The organism is Pseudomonas sp. NBRC 111140, from assembly GCF_001320885.1.
Taxonomy (GTDB): domain Bacteria; phylum Pseudomonadota; class Gammaproteobacteria; order Pseudomonadales; family Pseudomonadaceae; genus Aquipseudomonas; species Aquipseudomonas putida_P.
In genome coordinates this window covers 1-18000 of the sequence record NZ_BCBQ01000001.1, presented here as the reverse complement: position 1 = coordinate 18000, position 18000 = coordinate 1, and the positions used below count along the sequence as shown (strand labels likewise).

At 62.9% G+C, this 18000-nt stretch carries 16 protein-coding genes and 1 pseudogene; 7 read left to right on the top strand and 10 right to left on the bottom strand.

Translation table 11 applies throughout. The features are described 5' to 3' along the window. Positions 1–50: 50 nt before the first annotated feature. From APH42_RS00085 to APH42_RS00065, 5 genes and pseudogenes are all read right to left on the bottom strand, one after another. Complete coding sequence (locus APH42_RS00085) at positions 51–638, bottom strand: nucleosidase (RefSeq protein ID WP_012272280.1); 588 nt, start codon at positions 636–638, stop codon at positions 51–53. Between the two features lie 137 nt (positions 639–775). Then, a pseudogene (locus APH42_RS00080) lies at positions 776–901 on the bottom strand (general stress protein); the annotation flags it as partial. 204 nt (positions 902–1105) lie between these two features. After that, positions 1106–2389: an NTP/NDP exchange transporter gene (locus APH42_RS00075; protein ID WP_060492367.1), complete on the bottom strand. Its 1284-nt coding sequence runs from the start codon at positions 2387–2389 to the stop codon at positions 1106–1108. A 4-nt stretch (positions 2390–2393) separates the two neighbouring features. Further along, positions 2394–3305 (bottom strand): aldo/keto reductase, encoded by a 912-nt coding sequence (locus APH42_RS00070; protein ID WP_060492366.1) that lies wholly within the window; start codon positions 3303–3305, stop codon positions 2394–2396. 89 nt (positions 3306–3394) lie between these two features. After that, positions 3395–4258, bottom strand: a complete 864-nt coding sequence (locus APH42_RS00065; RefSeq protein ID WP_060492365.1) for a Dyp-type peroxidase — start codon at positions 4256–4258, stop codon at positions 3395–3397. 184 nt (positions 4259–4442) lie between these two features. On the opposite strand from APH42_RS00065, the gene APH42_RS00060 reads away from it, so the two are divergent. Continuing rightward, a complete protein-coding gene (locus tag APH42_RS00060; protein ID WP_012272285.1) occupies positions 4443–5336 on the top strand; it encodes a bile acid:sodium symporter family protein in 894 nt (297 codons plus the stop codon). Positions 5337–5351: 15 nt separating this feature from the next. Here APH42_RS00060 and APH42_RS00055 read toward each other — a convergent pair whose 3' ends face one another. Further along, positions 5352–5819: a sterol desaturase family protein gene (locus APH42_RS00055; RefSeq protein WP_041166491.1), complete on the bottom strand. Its 468-nt coding sequence runs from the start codon at positions 5817–5819 to the stop codon at positions 5352–5354. A gap of 396 nt (positions 5820–6215) precedes the next feature. Between APH42_RS00055 and APH42_RS00050 the strand changes: the two genes are divergently transcribed. Beyond that, positions 6216–6929: an MgtC/SapB family protein gene (locus tag APH42_RS00050; RefSeq protein WP_012272287.1), complete on the top strand. Its 714-nt coding sequence runs from the start codon at positions 6216–6218 to the stop codon at positions 6927–6929. Positions 6930–6946: 17 nt separating this feature from the next. Further along, positions 6947–7456, top strand: coding sequence for a GNAT family N-acetyltransferase (locus APH42_RS00045; RefSeq protein WP_060492364.1), 510 nt, complete (start codon positions 6947–6949; stop codon positions 7454–7456). Position 7457: 1 nt separating this feature from the next. Here the strand turns inward: APH42_RS00045 and APH42_RS00040 are convergent, their stop codons facing one another. The 4 genes from APH42_RS00040 to codB form a co-directional block, all read right to left on the bottom strand. Further along, positions 7458–8438 carry a DNA-binding protein gene (locus tag APH42_RS00040; RefSeq protein ID WP_060492363.1) on the bottom strand — a complete coding sequence of 327 codons (981 nt, stop codon included), beginning with the start codon at positions 8436–8438 and terminating at the stop codon, positions 7458–7460. Positions 8439–8663: 225 nt separating this feature from the next. After that, positions 8664–9905 carry a cytosine deaminase gene (codA, locus tag APH42_RS00035; protein ID WP_060492362.1) on the bottom strand — a complete coding sequence of 414 codons (1242 nt, stop codon included), beginning with the start codon at positions 9903–9905 and terminating at the stop codon, positions 8664–8666. A 4-nt stretch (positions 9906–9909) separates the two neighbouring features. Then, positions 9910–11127 carry a PucR family transcriptional regulator gene (locus tag APH42_RS00030; protein ID WP_060492361.1) on the bottom strand — a complete coding sequence of 406 codons (1218 nt, stop codon included), beginning with the start codon at positions 11125–11127 and terminating at the stop codon, positions 9910–9912. Then, positions 11124–12389: a cytosine permease gene (gene codB, locus APH42_RS00025; RefSeq protein ID WP_060492360.1), complete on the bottom strand. Its 1266-nt coding sequence runs from the start codon at positions 12387–12389 to the stop codon at positions 11124–11126. The genes APH42_RS00030 and codB overlap by 4 nt, the downstream gene beginning before the upstream one ends. 490 nt (positions 12390–12879) lie before the next feature. Here codB and APH42_RS00020 point away from each other — a divergent pair, with 490 nt between their 5' ends. From APH42_RS00020 to APH42_RS00005, 4 genes are all read left to right on the top strand, one after another. Then, positions 12880–13704 (top strand): class II aldolase/adducin family protein, encoded by an 825-nt coding sequence (locus tag APH42_RS00020; RefSeq protein ID WP_060492359.1) that lies wholly within the window; start codon positions 12880–12882, stop codon positions 13702–13704. Positions 13705–13714: 10 nt separating this feature from the next. Then, positions 13715–14683 carry an ABC transporter substrate-binding protein gene (locus APH42_RS00015; protein WP_012272293.1) on the top strand — a complete coding sequence of 323 codons (969 nt, stop codon included), beginning with the start codon at positions 13715–13717 and terminating at the stop codon, positions 14681–14683. Between the two features lie 174 nt (positions 14684–14857). Next, positions 14858–17293, top strand: coding sequence for a TonB-dependent siderophore receptor (locus APH42_RS00010; RefSeq protein WP_060492358.1), 2436 nt, complete (start codon positions 14858–14860; stop codon positions 17291–17293). Positions 17294–17343: 50 nt separating this feature from the next. After that, on the top strand, positions 17344–18000 hold a 657-nt coding region (locus tag APH42_RS00005), incomplete at its 3' end, for an NtaA/DmoA family FMN-dependent monooxygenase (RefSeq protein ID WP_156352686.1).

Genomic DNA, 18000 nt, shown 5'->3' with positions numbered 1-18000 from the left:
CTGCGGCGGGCGTCAATGGTTTCTCGGCGGGCGCGGGCACCGACCAGCAGTCAAGCCTGGCTGAACAGGACCCGCTTGAACGCCTCGGCCGCGAGGTGCACCTGCACCGACCAATCCCCCGCCGCATCGCTGCCGGCATCGTCGGAAACATACTTCAGACAAACAAACGGAATGCCTTCGTCACGCGCGATCAACGCCAGCACATAGGCTTCCATATCGACCACGTCGTAAGGTGCATCGCCGTGGTTGATTTCGAAGCTGTCACCGCTGCCACAGGCTTCCAGGGCCAGGCCGGGGATCACTGCCCCATGCTCCAGTACTACCGGGATATCCGACAAGGGTGTTTCGTAGCGGGCAAAGCCCAGTGGGGTCACGTCCATGTCGCGTTGCACGAAGCGGTTACAGCACACCACCTGGCCCTTGCCATGGCGCTGGCTGCCAGCTGAGCCAAGGTTGACGATAAGCTTGGGCTTGCGCGTTGCGATCGCTTTGGTGAGCGCAATAGCCGCATTGACCTTGCCAATGCCAGTGAACACGGTGTTCACCTCGTTGAACACATCGCCAGCCTCGGCCTCGAGGGCGAAAACGAACAGCGTGTCATTCAGGGAAATGTCGGGGAATTGCTTGATCAGCATCATTGAGCAGGTGTTTCCGCGTGGCTGCAAGGGGCGCGGCCATTGTCGGTCAACCCCGGCTAATTGCAAGCCTGGCGGTGCTGAGTGCCGCCCTTTTCGCTGATTGCAGTGCCAGGTCGCCCCGGCACTGCGTCGGTCAATTACGAGCGGCCGCCCTTGCGACCCGACTCGCGATCGTGCGGCATGTTGCTGCCCGAAGACTGGCCGCCCTTGCGTCCGGCTTCAGAAGCCTTTTCTCGGTCATTGGCGAAATTACCTGGGTTCTTGTTACCGCCCTGGCTGCCTTGTTGATTGCCGGTACGGCTGTTGTCTTTAGTGGCCATGGTGCTCAAACCTCATGTGACTTCGGAATGCACGGCAAGCTGCCGTACACAGGTTCGGAGTTCGGCGATATCGCGGGATTCGTTTTATTGCGAAGGGTTCGGACCGGTGGCGTTAAATAAGCGGCAACGCCATATTTGGCGCGCCTGTCAGTCGCGCGGCGGGCTATCCATACGAGCCTGGTGGCGACCCAGCCAGCCACCTGTCGCTGCCCAGCTCAGGGCAATCAGCGCGCCGATCAACATCGCCAGTTGCGGGTGCTCGCCGATGACGTCCAGCGCACGCTTGACCCAGCCGCTCAGGGCATCGCCGCCACGATAGACCACGGTGTCGATGAAGTTCTTGGCCTTGTACTTGTCCTCGGCGGGCAGCACGGTGAACAGCATCTCGCGACCTGGCCGCACCAGCGCATACTCGCCGGCACGGCGCACCACCATCACTACAACGAACACGGCGAACACCGGCGCCAGTGCCAACCACAGAAAGCCTGCTGCCATCACCACCGGCACTGCCACCAGCAACACCCCAACGCCTAGCCGACGAGCCAGGCGCCCGGTAATGAACACCTGGGTGAGGATGGCCAGCGCCTGCACAACGGTGTCGATCAGGCCGAAAACCTGGGTTTGCCGGGTGCGGTCGGTAAAGGTTTCACTGACGATGCGCGCCTGTTCGAAGTACAGAAAGGTGCTGACGCTGGCCAGCAGCACCACGAATAACGCGATACCCAACAGGTACGGCGAACGGAGCACGGCGGTGGCGCCGGCAAACGGGTTGCCGCCTAATGGGCGCGAGGCCAGACGTTCTGTTTGCGCCGGCAGCGGTTGGCGCGCCCGCCAGCGTTGCAGGAACAAGGCCGCGACGATACTGCCTATCAGAAATGCCGCGGCCAGCACCAACAAACCGGCATGGCCCAGCGGTGCGACCAACAAGGCGCCGAACAGGGGGCCGCTAAGCCCACCCAGGCTTGCTCCGGCCGCCAGCAGGCCGAACAAGCGCTTGCCTTGCGCGATTGAAAACAAGTCGGCGAGCACGCTCCAGGCCAGCGAGATCGTCAGCAAGTTGAACACTGATAGCCAAATGTAGAAGGCTCGGGCAGTCCACAGGTCGTCTGGATTGCCGGCAAACAGTGCCGCGAACAGTAGCAGGTTGCTGGCGAAGAAACCGTAGGCCCAGGGCAGGATATGCCTGCGTTGCACCTTGGAGGCCAACCAACCGAATAGCGGCAGGCACGCCAGGGTAGCGATGAAGGTGCCGGTGAACAGCCATTGCAGGTTGTCCACGCCACCGGCAACCCCCATGGTTTCGCGCACTGGGCGCAGCATGAAGTAACCGGTGAACAACAGGTAGAACAACAGCAAGCCGGCGATGACCGCCGGCCCTTCGCCGGGCTGGATGTTCAGCCCTTGGTCCAGACGCCGCCGCCACGCCTCCATGGTGTCAGGCGAACTGCTTGATCAGCGCCTGTTGCTGCGCGTGAGTGAGCATGGGGTCATGCCCGGCCTTGAGCTGGTCAAGCTGGCGGTCGGGCCGGCCGGTGGCGGGGATGACCGTGGTCACTGCCGGGTGGCTGATGGCGAACTTCAAAAACAACTGCGCCCAGCTGCCGATGCCCGCTTCAGCGGCCCAGCCCGGCAAGGCCTGGTCCTTGACCCGGGCGAACAGGCGGCCATCGTCGAAGGCACGGTTGATCAATACGGCAACGCCCTTGTCCTGGCACAGCGGCAGCAGCTCACGGGCGGCGTCGGGGGCGTTGACCGAATAGTTGATCTGGATAAAGTCCAGCGGCTCGCTACGCACTATTCGCGCGACTTCGTCCTGGCCACTGTTCAGGTAATGGGTGATGCCGACGTAACGCGTTTTGCCTTGCTGCTTCAGCTCACGGGCATAGGGCAGTTGGGTCTGCCAGTCGCGCAGGTTGTGGATCTGCAGCAAGTCGACCTTGTCGGTGCGCAGGCTTCTGAGGCTGCCGGCCCACTGCCTTTCGGCGTCAGCCCGGTTGTCGGCGGCGATCTTGGTAGCGATGAAGCATTGCCGGTGCCAGCCGCCCTCCTCCAGCAATTGGCCAAGAATGCTGTCGGCGCCGCCATAGTTGGGCGAGGTATCGATCACCCGCCCGCCACCGTCGAAAAACGCCTTGAGCACCGCTTTGAGCTGCTGGTACTGAGCCGAGCCAGCCTCCACCTCGAAGCTGCCGGAAGTGCCCGCGCCGATCACCGGTAAGGCTTCACCGGTGGACGGCACTTTGCGAGCCAGCAAGCCCACCGAGGTGGCAGCATGCAGCCAGGGGCTGACGACGGTCAGCAAGCCCAACGTGGCACCTGTGCGTAGGACATCACGACGTGCGTACATGAAAAAGCTCCCGTCATGAATCGGAAACTTTCAAGGCTAGCCGCTCTAACCCACGCCAGCGGGTGTTTCTGTATCTGGATGTTTAGTGATCAGGCCCGCAGCAGTTGGCTCAGGTCGACACCCGTCTCAGCCATCGGCGGGCACCAGTAGTAGCCGCCTGTGAGTGGCCGGCTGAAGCGGTAGAGACCGTCGATAATGCCGTCTTCCAGGCCGCTCATGCGTCGCAGCTGTACTTCGAACGCATCGAAGCTTTGGCCCAGGGCGACGAAGGCCAGGCCGGCGCCGCGCTGGTCGGCCCAGGCCACCGAGCGACGGACCATGAACGCCTCGGGTTCGAAACTTTCCTGAGCCGTACGTTTGACGTGTGCGGACTCGGGTGCATCGTCGAGTTCCTCGTTGTCGCTCAGGCGGCGACCGATGATGTTGTCCTGATCAGCTTGGGGCAGCGACTTGAAATACTCCAGGTCGTGCTTCCACAGCTGGAACGCGGCATAGCTGGAACCATCGGCGGCAATGGCCGCTTGTACGGCAGCTTCGTCCACCGGGTTTTCGGTGCCGTCTTCGTAACCGGTCAGGTCGTGGCCGCCACGGTGCAGGAAACCATCAACGCTGTCGGCCAGGCGCAATGCCGGTGCCAGCGCCTGCTCGAGCGCCTGGGCACGCAACAGCAGGTCGCCACGTTCGTTGCCACGCAACCACAGCCACAGGGCGTGTTGGGTGCTGGGGTTCTCCACGGCGGCATCCAGCAGCGGGAAGGCGCGCAAGCCTGGCACATCACGGCCCATGGCCTTGACCAGCGGGGCGCCAATACCGAGCAGAAGCTGTTCACCATCGACCTGTGGCAGCAAGGCATCCAGGGCGGCAGGCAACGCCTCGGGCGACTGCAGGGTGAAGAACAGGTGGCGGGCGTGGGCCGGCACCGGGGTGGCAAGCAGACCTTGCTGGAACGGCATGACAGGCTAATCCTCGGTTAAAAGCGGCATGCTACTGCGCCCACAGGCCCGCTGCAATGCGGCATGCAGCCTCGCCACGCGCTGCGCTTGGTAACAAACGGTTACCAAGTGCTGGCCCTTTGCGATTAGCTATCAATCAGGGCCGGCCTACACTGCTCGAGATCCTTCGCCCGAGAGACCGCCCATGACCGCCTCGCCCTTGCTCACAGCCTTTCTGCCGCTTGCCCTGGGCATCATCATGCTCGGCCTGGGGTTGTCGCTCACCCTGGCTGATTTCGCTCGCGTGGTGAAGTACCCCAAGCCGGTGGTGGTAGGCCTGGCCTGTCAGATCCTGCTGCTGCCGCTGGTGTGCTTCCTGATCGCCAACGGCTTTGGTCTGGAGTCTGCCTTGGCAGTGGGGCTGATGCTGCTGGCCGCCTCGCCAGGCGGCACCACGGCCAACCTGTTCAGCCACCTGGCTCATGGTGACGTGGCGTTGAATATTACCCTGACGGCGGTCAACTCGCTGATTGCGATCCTGACCATGCCGTTGCTGGTGAACCTGTCGCTGAGCTGGTTCATGGCTTCGGACCAGGCTATCCCATTGCAGTTCGCCAAGGTCATGCAGGTGTTTGCCATTGTCTTGCTGCCGGTGGCGCTGGGCATGCTGATTCGCCATTTTGCCCCGGCATTCGCCGCGCGCATGGAAAAGCCGATGAAACTGGTAGCGGCGCTGTTCCTGGCCTTCACCATCGTCTTGGCATTGGCCAAGGACTGGCAGACCGTGGTCGAGTACGCACCGGTGGTAGGCCTGGCCGCGCTGCTGTTCAACCTGCTGAGCCTGACGGTGGGCTATTGGGTGCCACGGCTGCTGAACATCCCCAAGCGCCAGGCGATTGCCATCGGCATGGAGATCGGCATCCATAACGGGACCTTGGCCATTGCCCTTGCATTGAGCCCGTCGCTGCTGAACAACGCGACCATGGCAGTGCCGGCTGCGTTGTACAGCCTGATCATGTTCTTTACTGCGGCTGGGTTCGGCTGGTGGGTCAGCCGAGGGCAGGTGGCGGCGCAACCCAAAGGGGAAACGGCGAATTGAACCCCTGTCGGTTTATCACGGCTGGCTGCGCTTGCGTCGAAGCTGCGCCGTCAACCTCTTCAGGGGCGGCGCATAGAAGAACCCGAACGACACACTCCCCGTGCGCCCCTTCACCGCATGGTGCAACCGATGCGCCCGGTGCAAGCGTTTCAGATAGCGGTTGACCGGCCGTGGCTTGTGCGGCCAATGCCGGTGAAAGAAGCCGTCGTGGGCCAGCACATACAGCACCCCGTACCCTGCCACGCCGCCGCCTACCCACTGCAGCGGTGCAAAACCGCTTTTCCCGAGCGCCACCAGCGCCGTGGCAATCAGCCCCAGGGCCACCAGGTAGAGGTCGTTGGTTTCGAGCATGCCCAGTTGTGGCTCATGGTGCGAGCGATGCAGCCACCAGCCCCAGCCATGCATGATGTACTTGTGAGCCAGCGTGCCAACGCCCTCCATGGCCACCAGGGTGCCGAACAGGACGGCGAAATTGAACAGCATGGAACGGTCCGGGTGATGGCAAAGGGAGGCGCAAGGGTACCGGCTGCTCAGGTATTTTTCCATGCGGGCGTGACCGGCTGCAGGCCATTCGCGGATGAAGCCATTGTCATGTTTTTGCCCTTGACCTGCCCTGCCACGCGGCGTATGGTCCGCGGCGCAATTTTGCCTTCCTCAACAGGAGACCTGCCTTGGACAGTAGCCCCAGTCGCTTGCGACAGGCCCATGTGGCGCGCTAGCCCGGCAGTGTCCTGCACTGTCTGGCCGCTCTGGCAAGACGGTGGTTTCTTGTAACCCCGCACCTCCTTCCCTCCTCGTGGTCCTGCGCATTTTTCTGGTTTTTCAACCGCGCCAACTGATGGCGTTCATGCGGGCGTTTGCCTGCGGAAGAGGTTTGCTATGGATTGGAAAGTATTTTTACTGCGCGTTGCCATTGCCCTGCTGCTGGGGGCGTTGATCGGTGCCGAACGGCAATTGCGCCAACGCCTGACCGGGCTGCGCACCAATGCACTGGTCAGTACCGGTGCCTGCCTGTTCGTGCTGATGACCCAGGCAGTGCCAGGCATGGCGCCTGCCGATGCGTCGCGCGTGGCCGCCTATGTCGTGTCGGGCATCGGCTTTCTGGGTGGCGGCGTGATCATGCGCGACGGTTTCAACGTGCGTGGCCTGAACACCGCAGCCACCTTGTGGTGCACGGCTGCAGTCGGCGTGCTGTGCAGCCTTGGGCTGCTGTTGGAGGCTGCGCTGGGTAGCCTGGTGGTGCTGTGCGCCAATATCCTGCTGCGCGACATCGCCCAGCGCCTGGACCGTCAGGACGTGGTGCCGGCCAGCGAGGTGGAGCAGCACTTCGAAGTACGTATCGTCTGCCGCGCCGAGGACGAGATTCAGGTGCGCAGCCTGATGCTGCATAGCCTGGGCGACCCGCAACTGCGGCTGCAGTCACTGCAGAGCGCAGACCTGGACAACCCTGCACGCCTGGAAGTACGTGCCGAACTGCTGGGCACCACGCAGGCGCCGGCGCAGCTGGAGCGGCTGGTCAGCCGGGTCAGCCTGGAGAAAGGTGTAAGCTCGGTGCGCTGGCAATTACAGCCGCAGGTGTTGGCGGCTGATTAGAACGACAGGAGTGATTCATGCTTATCCGCCCTACCCTTGAGCGCGACATTCAACGGCTGCCAGGCGTCGAGCGATCGGCAGCCCAGGCTTTTGTCGGCTGGCCGGCACTGGCCTGGCTGGCGCAAGGTGATGTGATGGACTGCGCTGCACACAGGGCTTTCGTCGAGGAAGGTGGTAGTTGGGTCGCTGAGGATCCGGCTGGGCGCATTGTCGGTTTTGCCTGCGCCAGGCTTGCGGACCAAGCGCTGCACCTTCATGAAATATCAGTGTGCCGGGAGGGCCAAGGGCAAGGTGTCGGGCGCCGCTTGCTGCGGCAAGTGGTCGATGCCGCACGCTGCGCCGGTGTGCGCGAGCTGACCTTGACCACCTTTGTCGATGTGCCCTGGAATGCGCCGTTTTATGCCCGTTTTGGGTTTGAGCGGCTGCATGAAAGGCTGCTGAACGATCGACTCCGGGGCATTCTGGCCAGTGAGCACGCTCACGGTCTCGAAGGGCGTTGTGCAATGCGCCTCTGCGTCGGCCATTAACCTATGGGGCTGGCAAGGCCGCTCTGCACTGGGCCAGCGCCTCGTCCCGTTCTTTCACGCGCTCCTCGAGCCGCTGCAACTGGCGAGCCTGCTCGGCGCACACATCGCGCCTGTGCTCCAGGTTTTGCGCTTGCTCCTCCAGTTGGCGACGCATTTCCTCGCTGGCGCCCTGGGCCTGGGCCAGGATCGTGCGCAAGCCCTGGATCTGCGCTTCACGCTGTTCCAGCAACTCGCCCTGCGCCCGGCACTCGCTGGCGGCCTGGCGGTGCTCGCCCAGCAACCGCTCGTTATCGCGGTGCAGACGGGTTAGCTCGTCCTGCTTGACGATCATGCCTTGCTGTAGCTGGCGTATTTCCACCTGCATCTGCTGCAGCTGCACTTCATGGCGGCGCTGTTCCTGCTCGCGCTGTTCACGGCTGGCATTGCGGTAGTGCTCCAGAGCATCGCGGGCATGGCGGTGCTTGTCTTCCAGCGACTTGACCTGCTCGTCCTTGTCGGTCAGGCGCACCTGCAATTCACCTAGCGACTGGTTAAGGCTGGCGCTGCGCAGTTGTTCCGCTTGCAACGTGCTTTGCGTGGACAGCCGTTTTTCTGTCTCGGCGGCCAAGGCCGCTGCATCGATCTTGTGTTGCTGATGAGCTGCATTCAGCGCCTGCTGGGCGACTTCCAGCTGCGCCTCAAGCGTTTCCCGCTGTTGGGTGAAGGTGCTCTCGGCCTGCTCGATCTTCAAATCGGCCTCGTCCTGCAGCTGGGTTGCCAGTTGCCCGACCAGGCGGCTCAGCACATCGCTCAGCGCAGCGCCGCCTTCGGAGGCCACCGGCTGCTGGCCGTTCAACTCCTTCAGATAGCGGTGAATGGTGGTTTTAGAGCCGGTATTGCCCAGCTCGATACGTATGGCATCGATGCTGGGGTTCTCGCCCCGGGCAATCAGCGCCTGCCGGGCCTGCTGCACTACCACCTTGTTGATACCGCCGCGCGCCATGCTTGCTCCTACGATTTTGTACTGTGTTATGTAATATGTAATTACGTACCAATTATGGCGGCTTCAAAGCGCAGCTGCAATCAATTACTAAGGTTGAATAATCACGGCTTATCGCATGTCAGGCATAAAATTGGCAAAACGATCGCGAATAACCGTATGTTCAAAAGCAAAACGCCCCGCCAGGCACGGGGCCTGCGGGGCGTTGCATAGGGGCGTAGTGGCGTATCAGAACGAGCGGTCGACCCGCGCAGGCGTGCGGCGCATCAGCACCTTGCCATTGCGCACCGACACCAGTGCATGCCCTTGGCTGCGCACCATCTCGTAATCATCCGGCGCCGACAGCAGCAACAGGTTTGCGGGGCGCCCCACTTCGATGCCATAGCGTTCGCCCAGGTTCAGCGTGCGGGCGCTGTTGTCGGTGATCAGGTCCAGGCAGCGCTGCAGGTCTTCATAGCCGAGCATGTGGCAGATGTGCAGCCCTGCTTCGAGAATGCGCAGAATGTTGCCGTTGCCCAGCGGGTACCACGGGTCGACGATGGAGTCCTGGCCAAAACACACGTTCATCCCGGCGCGGTCGATCTCGGCCACGCGGGTGACGCCACGGCGTTTCGGGTAGTTGTCGAAGCGCCCCTGCAGGTGAATGCTCTCGGTCGGGCACGACACGAAGTTGATGCCAGACAACTTGAGCAGGCGGAACAGCTTGTAGCAGTAGGCATTGTCATACGAGCCCATGGCCACGGTATGGCTGGCCGTAACCCGCGCCCCCATGTCGCGTACCCGGGCTTCTTCGGCCAACACTTCGAGGAAACGCGATTGCGGGTCGTCGGTTTCGTCGCAGTGCACGTCCACCAGGCAGCCGGTGCGCTCGGCCAGGTCCATCAGGAACTTCACCGACGATACACCCTGGTCGCGGGTGTTCTCGAAATGCGGAATACCGCCGACCACATCGGCACCGATGGCCACCGCTTCGGTCATCAGCGCCCGTCCGTTGGCGTACGACTCGATCCCTTCCTGGGGGAAGGCGACGATCTGCAGGTCGACCTGCTCGCGCACTTCGTCACGCACCTCGACCATTGCCTTGAGCGCAGTGAGTTTCGGGTCGGTTACATCGACATGGGTGCGCACATGCTGGATACCGTGGTCGACCAGCATGCCGATGGTCTTTTTCGCGCGCGTCTTGATGTCGTCATGGGTGCTGGTTTCCTTGCGTTCAGCCCAGCATTCGATGCCTTCGAACAAGGTGCCGCTCATGTTCCACCTGGGTTCACCCGCAGTCAGTGTGGCGTCCAGGTGGATGTGCGGCTCCACGAAGGGCGCCACGACCAGGTTTTGCCCGGCGTCCAGGTCATCGACACCCGCGAGCGCCACCACCTCGGCTTGGGGCACGATGGCGGCAATGCGCGCGCCGTTCAGTTCGATACGGAACAGGCCGGGTTTGCCGCGTAGGCGTGCGTTGATAATGTTCATGCTGTTACTCCTTGCCGTGGGCTTCGCTCATGCGCCATACCAGCATGGCGACCGAAGCATTCATGCGAAAAAGCGGGTCGTCGAGAGACTGCCCGCTCAGTTGTTCGATGCGCTGGATGCGCTGATTGATGGTGTTGCGGTGCAACCCCAAGCGCTGTGCGGCCTTCAGCCCATTGCCGTTTTCCATGAGCAAGGCGTCGAGGGTATGCACCAGGGCATTGGCCTGCTTGCGCCCAGGGGCGATCAGCGGCCCGAGGGTGCGGCTGACGAAGTCGTCGATCAGCGAGCGGTCGACAATACCTTGCAGCAGGCGCAGTACGCCCAGTTCGCTGAAGTTGCAAAAGCCGTTGGCTGGGCGCAGGTGCTGCGCCACATCCAGCGCCTGGCGCGCCTCGTTGAGGGCCTGGCGGTAGTGCGCACACTCTTCGGCGAGGCTCGACAAGCCCATGTACAGGCTCAGTTCACCCGTCGCGGCCTGCAGTTGCCGGTACAGCACCGCCAACGTCTCGGCCAGGTCGGGCGTGTCGGCCAGTAGCACCACGAACAGGTCGCCCGGTAACTGCGCCGTTACGCTGCCTGGCCGCTGACGGCACCAGGCTTCGAGTTGGTCCTCCAGGGCCTGACGGGTAGCCTGCCAGGTACGCTCACCGTGAGCCAGCCCGTGGCGCTCGAACAAGCTATCTACGCCCGCCAGGCGCAAAGCCAGCAGGCGCCGTGGGTGGTCCAGCGCCAGTTGCAGGTGCGCTGCTCGCTGCCTTGCAATCGCCAGGCTCGGGTAGTCGCCTGTGAGCAGTTGGCCAAGGATGTCGTTGCGCGAGCGACGCACCTGGCTCATCTGCACCAGTGCCGTGCCGATCAGGTGGGTGACCACCACCATCTTCAGCGCGTAGGGCTGCTCGATCAGCGGCAAGCCCAGTTGCTCTGCATATGCGATAACGGACGCCGGGATGCTCTGGATGAAGCTGCCGCCAGTGAGAATAACCATGCCGGCAATGCCCACGGCCTCGCCGTCCTCTACCAGGCTCAGCAGGTTGGCCTCGCCGCGCGGATGGTTGATGCCGGTGACGAATACCAGCTCACCGCCCATCACCCATTCGGCGATACCCTCGTTTTCCGCCACGTAAGGCCAGCGTACTCGCCGTTGCAGGTTGCGCGCCCCGGCCCGCACGCTCATATCGTGCAGACCGGGCAAATGCAGGATCTCGTCCAGCGCCAGGCTCACGGTTCGACGCCCGCCTGGCCAGGCGCTCGGCGGCGCGCCCCCAGCTCATGGATGACGATATAGCACAGTGCCGAGGCGCCGATACCCACCAGCGGAGCGACCCAAGGCGAGGCGTAGGCCAGTACCGCACCCACGGCATAGGCAAACAGGCCCGTCAGGTTGTAGCGTGGCAGGCTTACCGTGCTCAGTGCCGGGTACTTGCCACGGTGGCGATACCAGAAGTCGGCCATGATCACCCCGCCCACCGGCGGAATGATCGAGCCCAGCAGTACCAGGAACGGGATCAGCATTTCATACATGCCGCCAATCGCCAGCACGATGCCAACCCCGGCTGCCACCAGTGTTGCCGTGCGGCGGCGCTCGCTGCGTAGCAGGTGGCAGGCGGCGGCCGACACGTTATAGATAGTCGGCCCCTGGATGGTCCACAGGTTCAAGCACAGCATCACCACCGCCGCGAACGACAGGCCCTGCAGCATCATCACCTCGACGATATCGGCCTGCTGGTAAACCATCGCGCACCAGGCACCGGCCACCACCATCAGGCCGTTGCCAAGCAGGAATGCCACCACGCTGGCGATCACCGCTACCCGGCCGCTGCGTGACAGCCGCGTCCAGTTGGTGGCCTGGGTGGCACCACTGGCGAACGTGCCGAAGACCATGGTCACCGCCGCTGAAAAGGTCATGGTTTCGTGGGGTATCACGGCGGCCAGGCCGGCAAAGCCACCGGCATCGCGGGTGGCGATGTACATGGACACCAACAGCAGCACGAACATCAATGGCACTGACACCCGCGACAGCACGTCCAGCCCCTTGAAGCCGATGATGGCAGTGACACTGAAGCCCAGTCCGAACAGCACCATCAGCGGTACGCTGAAGCCCTCTGCCAACCCCAGCAGCTTGACCAGCACGATGGCTACCGTGGCCGTGCCCCAGGCATACCAGCCCAGTTCAGCGAAACCCAACAGAAAATCCGAAAGCCGGCTGCCCGCCTCACCGAAACAGAAGCGCCCCATCAACACCGTGTTAAGCCCGCTGCGCGAGGCGATGAACGCCAGCGCTGCGGCATACAAGGCCAACAGGCTGTTGCCAAGGGTTGCCACCCACAACATGTCGACAAAGCCGAAGGCCATGCCCAGCTTGCCGCCAGCGAACATCGTGCCGGTAAAAAAGGTGAAGCTGAACAGGACCATCGCGATCGGTAGCAGGCCCTTGCGGGCGGACTGCGGGGCTTCGCTTAGGGGGAATTCACTGGGTGAGCTCATTGCACGGGGCTCCGGATTGTAGTTGGGAGCAGAAAGAGCAATATGCGGGCCGCTTTTTCCAGGGCCGCAACCCAGGAAAAAGCGGGCGGGAAGCCTAGATATTCATGTGCAACATGAACATTAAAGCGCCTATATGAGGATATTAAAGTGTGCTTGACGACTTATTTTGAGGCATTCATGCACCAAAGCGGGTCTGGGCTGGGAACTAATCACCCAGCCAACCGGGCGTCGCGCATGCATGAGCACGCAAGCGGTGCAATCAAAATGCACCAATCAAATATCAAGCATATTTTTATATTCTGAAAAATAATAATAAAAATAGATCAAAACAGTATTTCTGCCTTACTCACCCCCTTGTTACAGTCCTTCCAGACCCGACCCCTCGCACGGTGGAGGCCCCGATTCATCCACCTGCGAGCTGCCCGAAACGGGGCACCAGTGGCAGTGCGGATGACCGGATTAACGATCATTTCCTCCGTGAGTTAGCGCCATGTCCCAAGTAGCCCCACGCCACAGCATCACCAACCTGCCACACCAGAACCATCGCTTGCAGCTAAGTGCCCCGCCTACCTTCAGCGACCTGTCTGCCGAACGCCTGCACCGCAAGCAACGCCTGGCCGCCTCGTACAGGTTGTTTGCCGAGCTGGGCTTCGAAGTGGGCCTGGCGGGCCATTTCACCGCCCGCGACCCGATCGAGACTGACCACTACTGGATCAACCCGCTGGGCGTGCCATTTACGCAAATCCGTACCTCAGACTTGCTACGCGTGGATGGCCAAGGCCAGGTCGTCGAAGGCAACGGCCTGCTCAACACCAGCGCGCTCGAGCTGCATTACCAATTGCAGCAGGCACGCCCCGAAGTGATCGGTATCGCCCACCTGCACAGCTTTCATGGCCGGGTCTGGTCATCGCTGGGCCAGCTGTTCCAGCCGATCACGGCCGAAGCCTCGGCCTTCCGTGGCGAGCAGGTGTTGTTCGACCGCAACGCCCTGCGTGATGCCGGCGGTGGCCTGCTGCAAGACCGCGACCTGGTTGCCCGGGCCTTCGTCGAAGCCTTCGCCGGGCATAACCTGCTGGTCTGGCAGAACCATGGGCTGTGGGTCACCGGCCAGTCGGTCGAAAGCGCAGCCTGGCGTTTCATCCTCGCCGACGACACCGCTCGCGCGCACTTGCTCGCTTATGCTGCCGGGCAGCCGCGCGTACCGGAACAGCTCGAAGGGGCCAGCAACCCGGCCCAACGCGAACTGTTCGCCTGGTTGAACTTTGTGCCGCTGTGGGACCGTATCGTCCAGCAGCAGCCCGACCTCCTGGACTGAGGTGCAGTGCATGGCTTACTCCATCAGCCGCCGCACCTTGCTGCAACGCAGCGCCGCTGCAGCCCTGGCCGTGGGGCTCGGCCCACAGCTGGCCAACGCCAGCGAGGCCCTGCGGGTGTGGCGCTACAAAGGCCAGGCGGCGAGCTTCCTCGCCGATGCCGGGCAAGCCGCTACACCTTATCCACTGCAGTGGGTGGATGTGCCTGGTGGGGCCATGGTACTGGAGGCCTTCGCCGGCAACAGCCTGGACTACGCCTTCATGAGCCCGGTATTGCCGCTGTTTGCAAGCGCTGCCGGTAACCCGCTGGTATTGATTGCCAGCTATCAAGGCGAGCAGAACCGTAGCAGCGTGATCGTCAAGCGTGGCAGGGGGATCGATACCCTGGCCGACCTCAAGGGCAAGCGGGTGAGTTTTGTACGTGCCACCGACACCCATTACCTGCTGCTGAACCTTTTGCGCGATCAGCAACTGACCCTCGCTGACATCCAGGCCCGGCCAATGCCAGCCCGCGATGCCCTGGTGGCATTCCAGAACGGCCATCTCGACGCCCTCGTCGCCGGCGGCATCGGCGCACTGCAGGCCCAGGTCAGCATGAACGGCGTGGTGCTGGCCGAGGCCAACCGCTACCCGTGCAGCAACTACCTGATCGCTACCAGCGCCCAGGTGCTGCAGCAGCCGGGCAAGCAAGCGGCCATTCGCGATTTTCTGCAACGCGAAAAAGCCACGTGGGCCTGGGTCGAGCAGCACCCTCAGGCCTGGGCGGAACGTAACGAGCGCCTGACCGGTATCCCCCGCGCACTCTACTTGCAGCAATACGAGCAACGCCGCTTGCCTAGCCGCCTGCTGCCGGTCAGCGAAGACGCTATCGCGGCCCAGCAGCGTATCGCCGACCTGTTCCATGACAGCGGCCTGCTGCGCCAGCCACTGCAGGTACGTCGCTTTTGGGACGATCGCTTCAACCTTCTGCTCAGCGGCTAGGCCCCGCTGCGGCAAACGCACCGGCGCGCGCCGGACGACTCCAAGGCACATCGACCCCGGGAGCAACGCACCTCCCGCGGACCGGGCTGCGCCTGCACCGCGTGCAACACCCATGAGAGCCCGTTCGATCGCACATCCAGGGCCTGATCTGCCAATCGAACCCAAGGAACAGTCATGAAGTCTGTGTTTACCCCTTTAACGCTGGCCCCCGCCTTGCTCGCCGGCTACCTGCTCACCCCGCTGGCCATGGCGGCCGAGGCTGACGCTGCACTCGACACGGTGATCGTCACCGGCTCGCGGGGCAGCGATGTGCGTACCGTCACCAGCAGCCCGGCACCGATCGACGTGATCGACAGCAAGCAGTTGGAACAGACTGGCGAATCCAGCCTGCGCGGTGCGCTGCAGAAAACCTTGCCATCGTTCTCCCAACGCCCTTCCGGTACGTCCAATGACAGCGTCGCCCGCCCCTACAGCCTGCGCGGTCTGAACGGTTCCAACGTGCTGGTGCTGGTCAACGGCAAGCGCCGCCACAACAGTGCCGTGATCAACCTCGACTCCACCGCCGCCTACGGCACCAACCCCGTCGACCTCGACATGATCCCCATCAGCGCCATCGACCATGTCGAGATATTGCGTGATGGTGCCTCGGCGCAGTATGGCTCCGATGCCATCGCCGGGGTGATCAACATCATCCTCAAGCAGCGCGACAACGGTGGTTCGGTCAGCACCCAGTACGGCCAGTACTACAAGGGCGATGGCGATAACCTGCGGCAAACCCTCAACCAGGGCCTGGCCCTGGGCGACAACGGCGGCTTCTTCAACTACGCCCTGGACGCCAAGTCGGTACAGACTGCCACCCGCTCGCGCGAGGCCACCGGCAACCTGTACTTCGCCGGCGACCCACGCAACGACAGCGCCGACCGCCATGTGCAGAAGAATGGCCTGCCAAAGATCAAGGCCATCAACCTGTCCTACAACGCCGAGCTGCCCGTCAATGACGCCCTGACTCTTTACTCGTTCTCCACGTTCAGCAAACGCGATGCCCGTGGCGGGCAAAACTACCGCCGCCCGAACTCGACCAACATCATCCCCGAGATCTACCCGGACGGTACTGCGCCCTTCTATACCCTGGAAGAAACCGACTACCAGGCTGCCGCCGGCGGCCGTGGCGAGCTGGGCGAATGGCACTGGGACCTGAGCTCTACCTTTGGCCGTGACAAGGGCCAGGCCGGTGCCGACGAAACCCTTAACGCCTCGCTCGGCCCGACCAGCCCGACGCGCTTCGACACTTACACCAACTACTTCGACCAGTGGACCAACAACCTCGACCTGACTCGCGCCTTCGAGGTTGGCCTGGCCAAGCCGCTGCAGGTGTCGTGGGGCCTGGAGCATCGTCATGAGCGCTACAAGACCGAGTCCGATGACCCGCTTTCGTACATCAATGGCGGTTACATCTACCCCAGTGGCCCACTGGCTGGCCAGCCGGGTGCAGTCGGCGCCCAGGGCGCAATCACCCTGACCCCCGAAGACGAAGGCCAGCTCAGCCGCAACAGCTACGCCAGCTACCTCGACCTGGGCCTGAACCCCACCGACAAACTGTGGCTGGGGGTGGCCGCGCGTTTCGAGAAGTACGACGACAGCAGCGGCAACACACGCAGCGGCAAGCTTTCCGCACGCTACGACTTCACCTCCACCTTCGCCGTGCGCGGCACCCTCAGCAACGGCTTTCGCGCACCATCGCTGTCCCAGTCGGTCTACGCCCAGACGTCCAACCAGTACACCCTCGTCAATGGCGTGGCGCAGTTCGTCGAGGCCAAGACCGTGCGTGTCGATTCGCCACTGGCCCAGGCACTGGGGGCTGAAGACCTTAGCCCGGAGAAATCGCGCAACATCAGCATCGGCTTTACCTGGCAGCCTCTGCCCCAGGCCAGCCTGACCCTGGATGCCTACCAGATCGAAATCCGCGATCGCATTGCCCTCACCGGCTTCCTCTATGGCAACGGCGTCGACCAGGTACTGCTCGACAACGGCTACAGGCCCGGATACCGGGTCAAGTACTTCACCAACGCCGCCGACACCACCACCCGCGGGGTCGACCTGGTGGCCGACTACCGCGTCGACTACGGCCGCTATGGCCGGGCCAAGTACGGCGTGGGTTTCAACTACAACAAGACCGAGATCGACGACATCAAGGAGACGCCGGCATCGTTGCGGGCTGCGGGCAATAACCTGGAACTGTTCGACCGCGTGGCACAGGGCTACCTGACCGTTGCCAACCCCAAGACCAAATTGATCCTCAGCGCCAACTGGCAGATCGAACGTTTCACCATCAATGCTGCACTGACCCGCTACGACAAGGTCATCGCCCGTGACGCCAACCCTGACTATGACGTGACCTACGGCGCGAAATGGCTCACTGACCTGGAAGTGGCCTATGCCCTGACCGACAACTTCGACATCGCCGTAGGTGCCAACAACCTGTTCGACGTACGCGCCGACAACAACGGCTACCCCGCGGGCGACATCAACGGCTTCCCGAAATTTGGCTCGATCTCGCCGTTCGACCCTTACGGCGGCTTCTGGTACACGCGCATCGCCTACAACTTCTGACCCCACCGACCGTGCGCCCGCCGCGCTTGGCGGGCGCCAGGAGAACCTTTATGAGCCAAGGCCAGTTTGTTCTCGGCGCCTTTATCCCCGGTACCCTCAGCGGCAGCGCCTGGCGTCTGCCCGAAGCACCGCTGGACACGTTCAGGCAGCTCGAGCATTACCAGTACATCGCCCGCAAGCTGGAGGCCGGGCGCTTCCACTCGCTGTTTTTCAACGACACCCTCGATGTCAAACTCGACCTGGCCTTGCAGCGCGGCCCCAACAGCGTGCGCTGGGACCCGCTGATCCTTGCCCCGGCGCTGGCGGCCAGCACCCGGCATATCGGCCTGATCGCCACCGCCAGCAGCACCTACAACGAGCCCTACAACATCGCCCGCAAGTTTGCCGCGCTCGACCACCTCAGCGGTGGCCGCGCTGGCTGGAACCTGGTGACCTCGCTGGGTGGCGGCGAAAACTTCAACCGCCAGGAGCATGTCGAGCACGATGACCGCTACGCCCGCGCCGAAGAGTTCTACGATGTGGTCAGCGGCCTGTGGGACAGCTGGGCCGACGATGCCTTCGTTCAGGACAAGGCCAGCGGTACCTGGCTGGACATCGACAAGCTGCACGTGCTCAACCACCAGGGCGAGCACTTTCAGGTGCGCGGGCCCTTGAACGTCGCGCGCTCGCCGCAAGGCCATCCCGTGGTGGCCCAGGCGGGCGCCTCC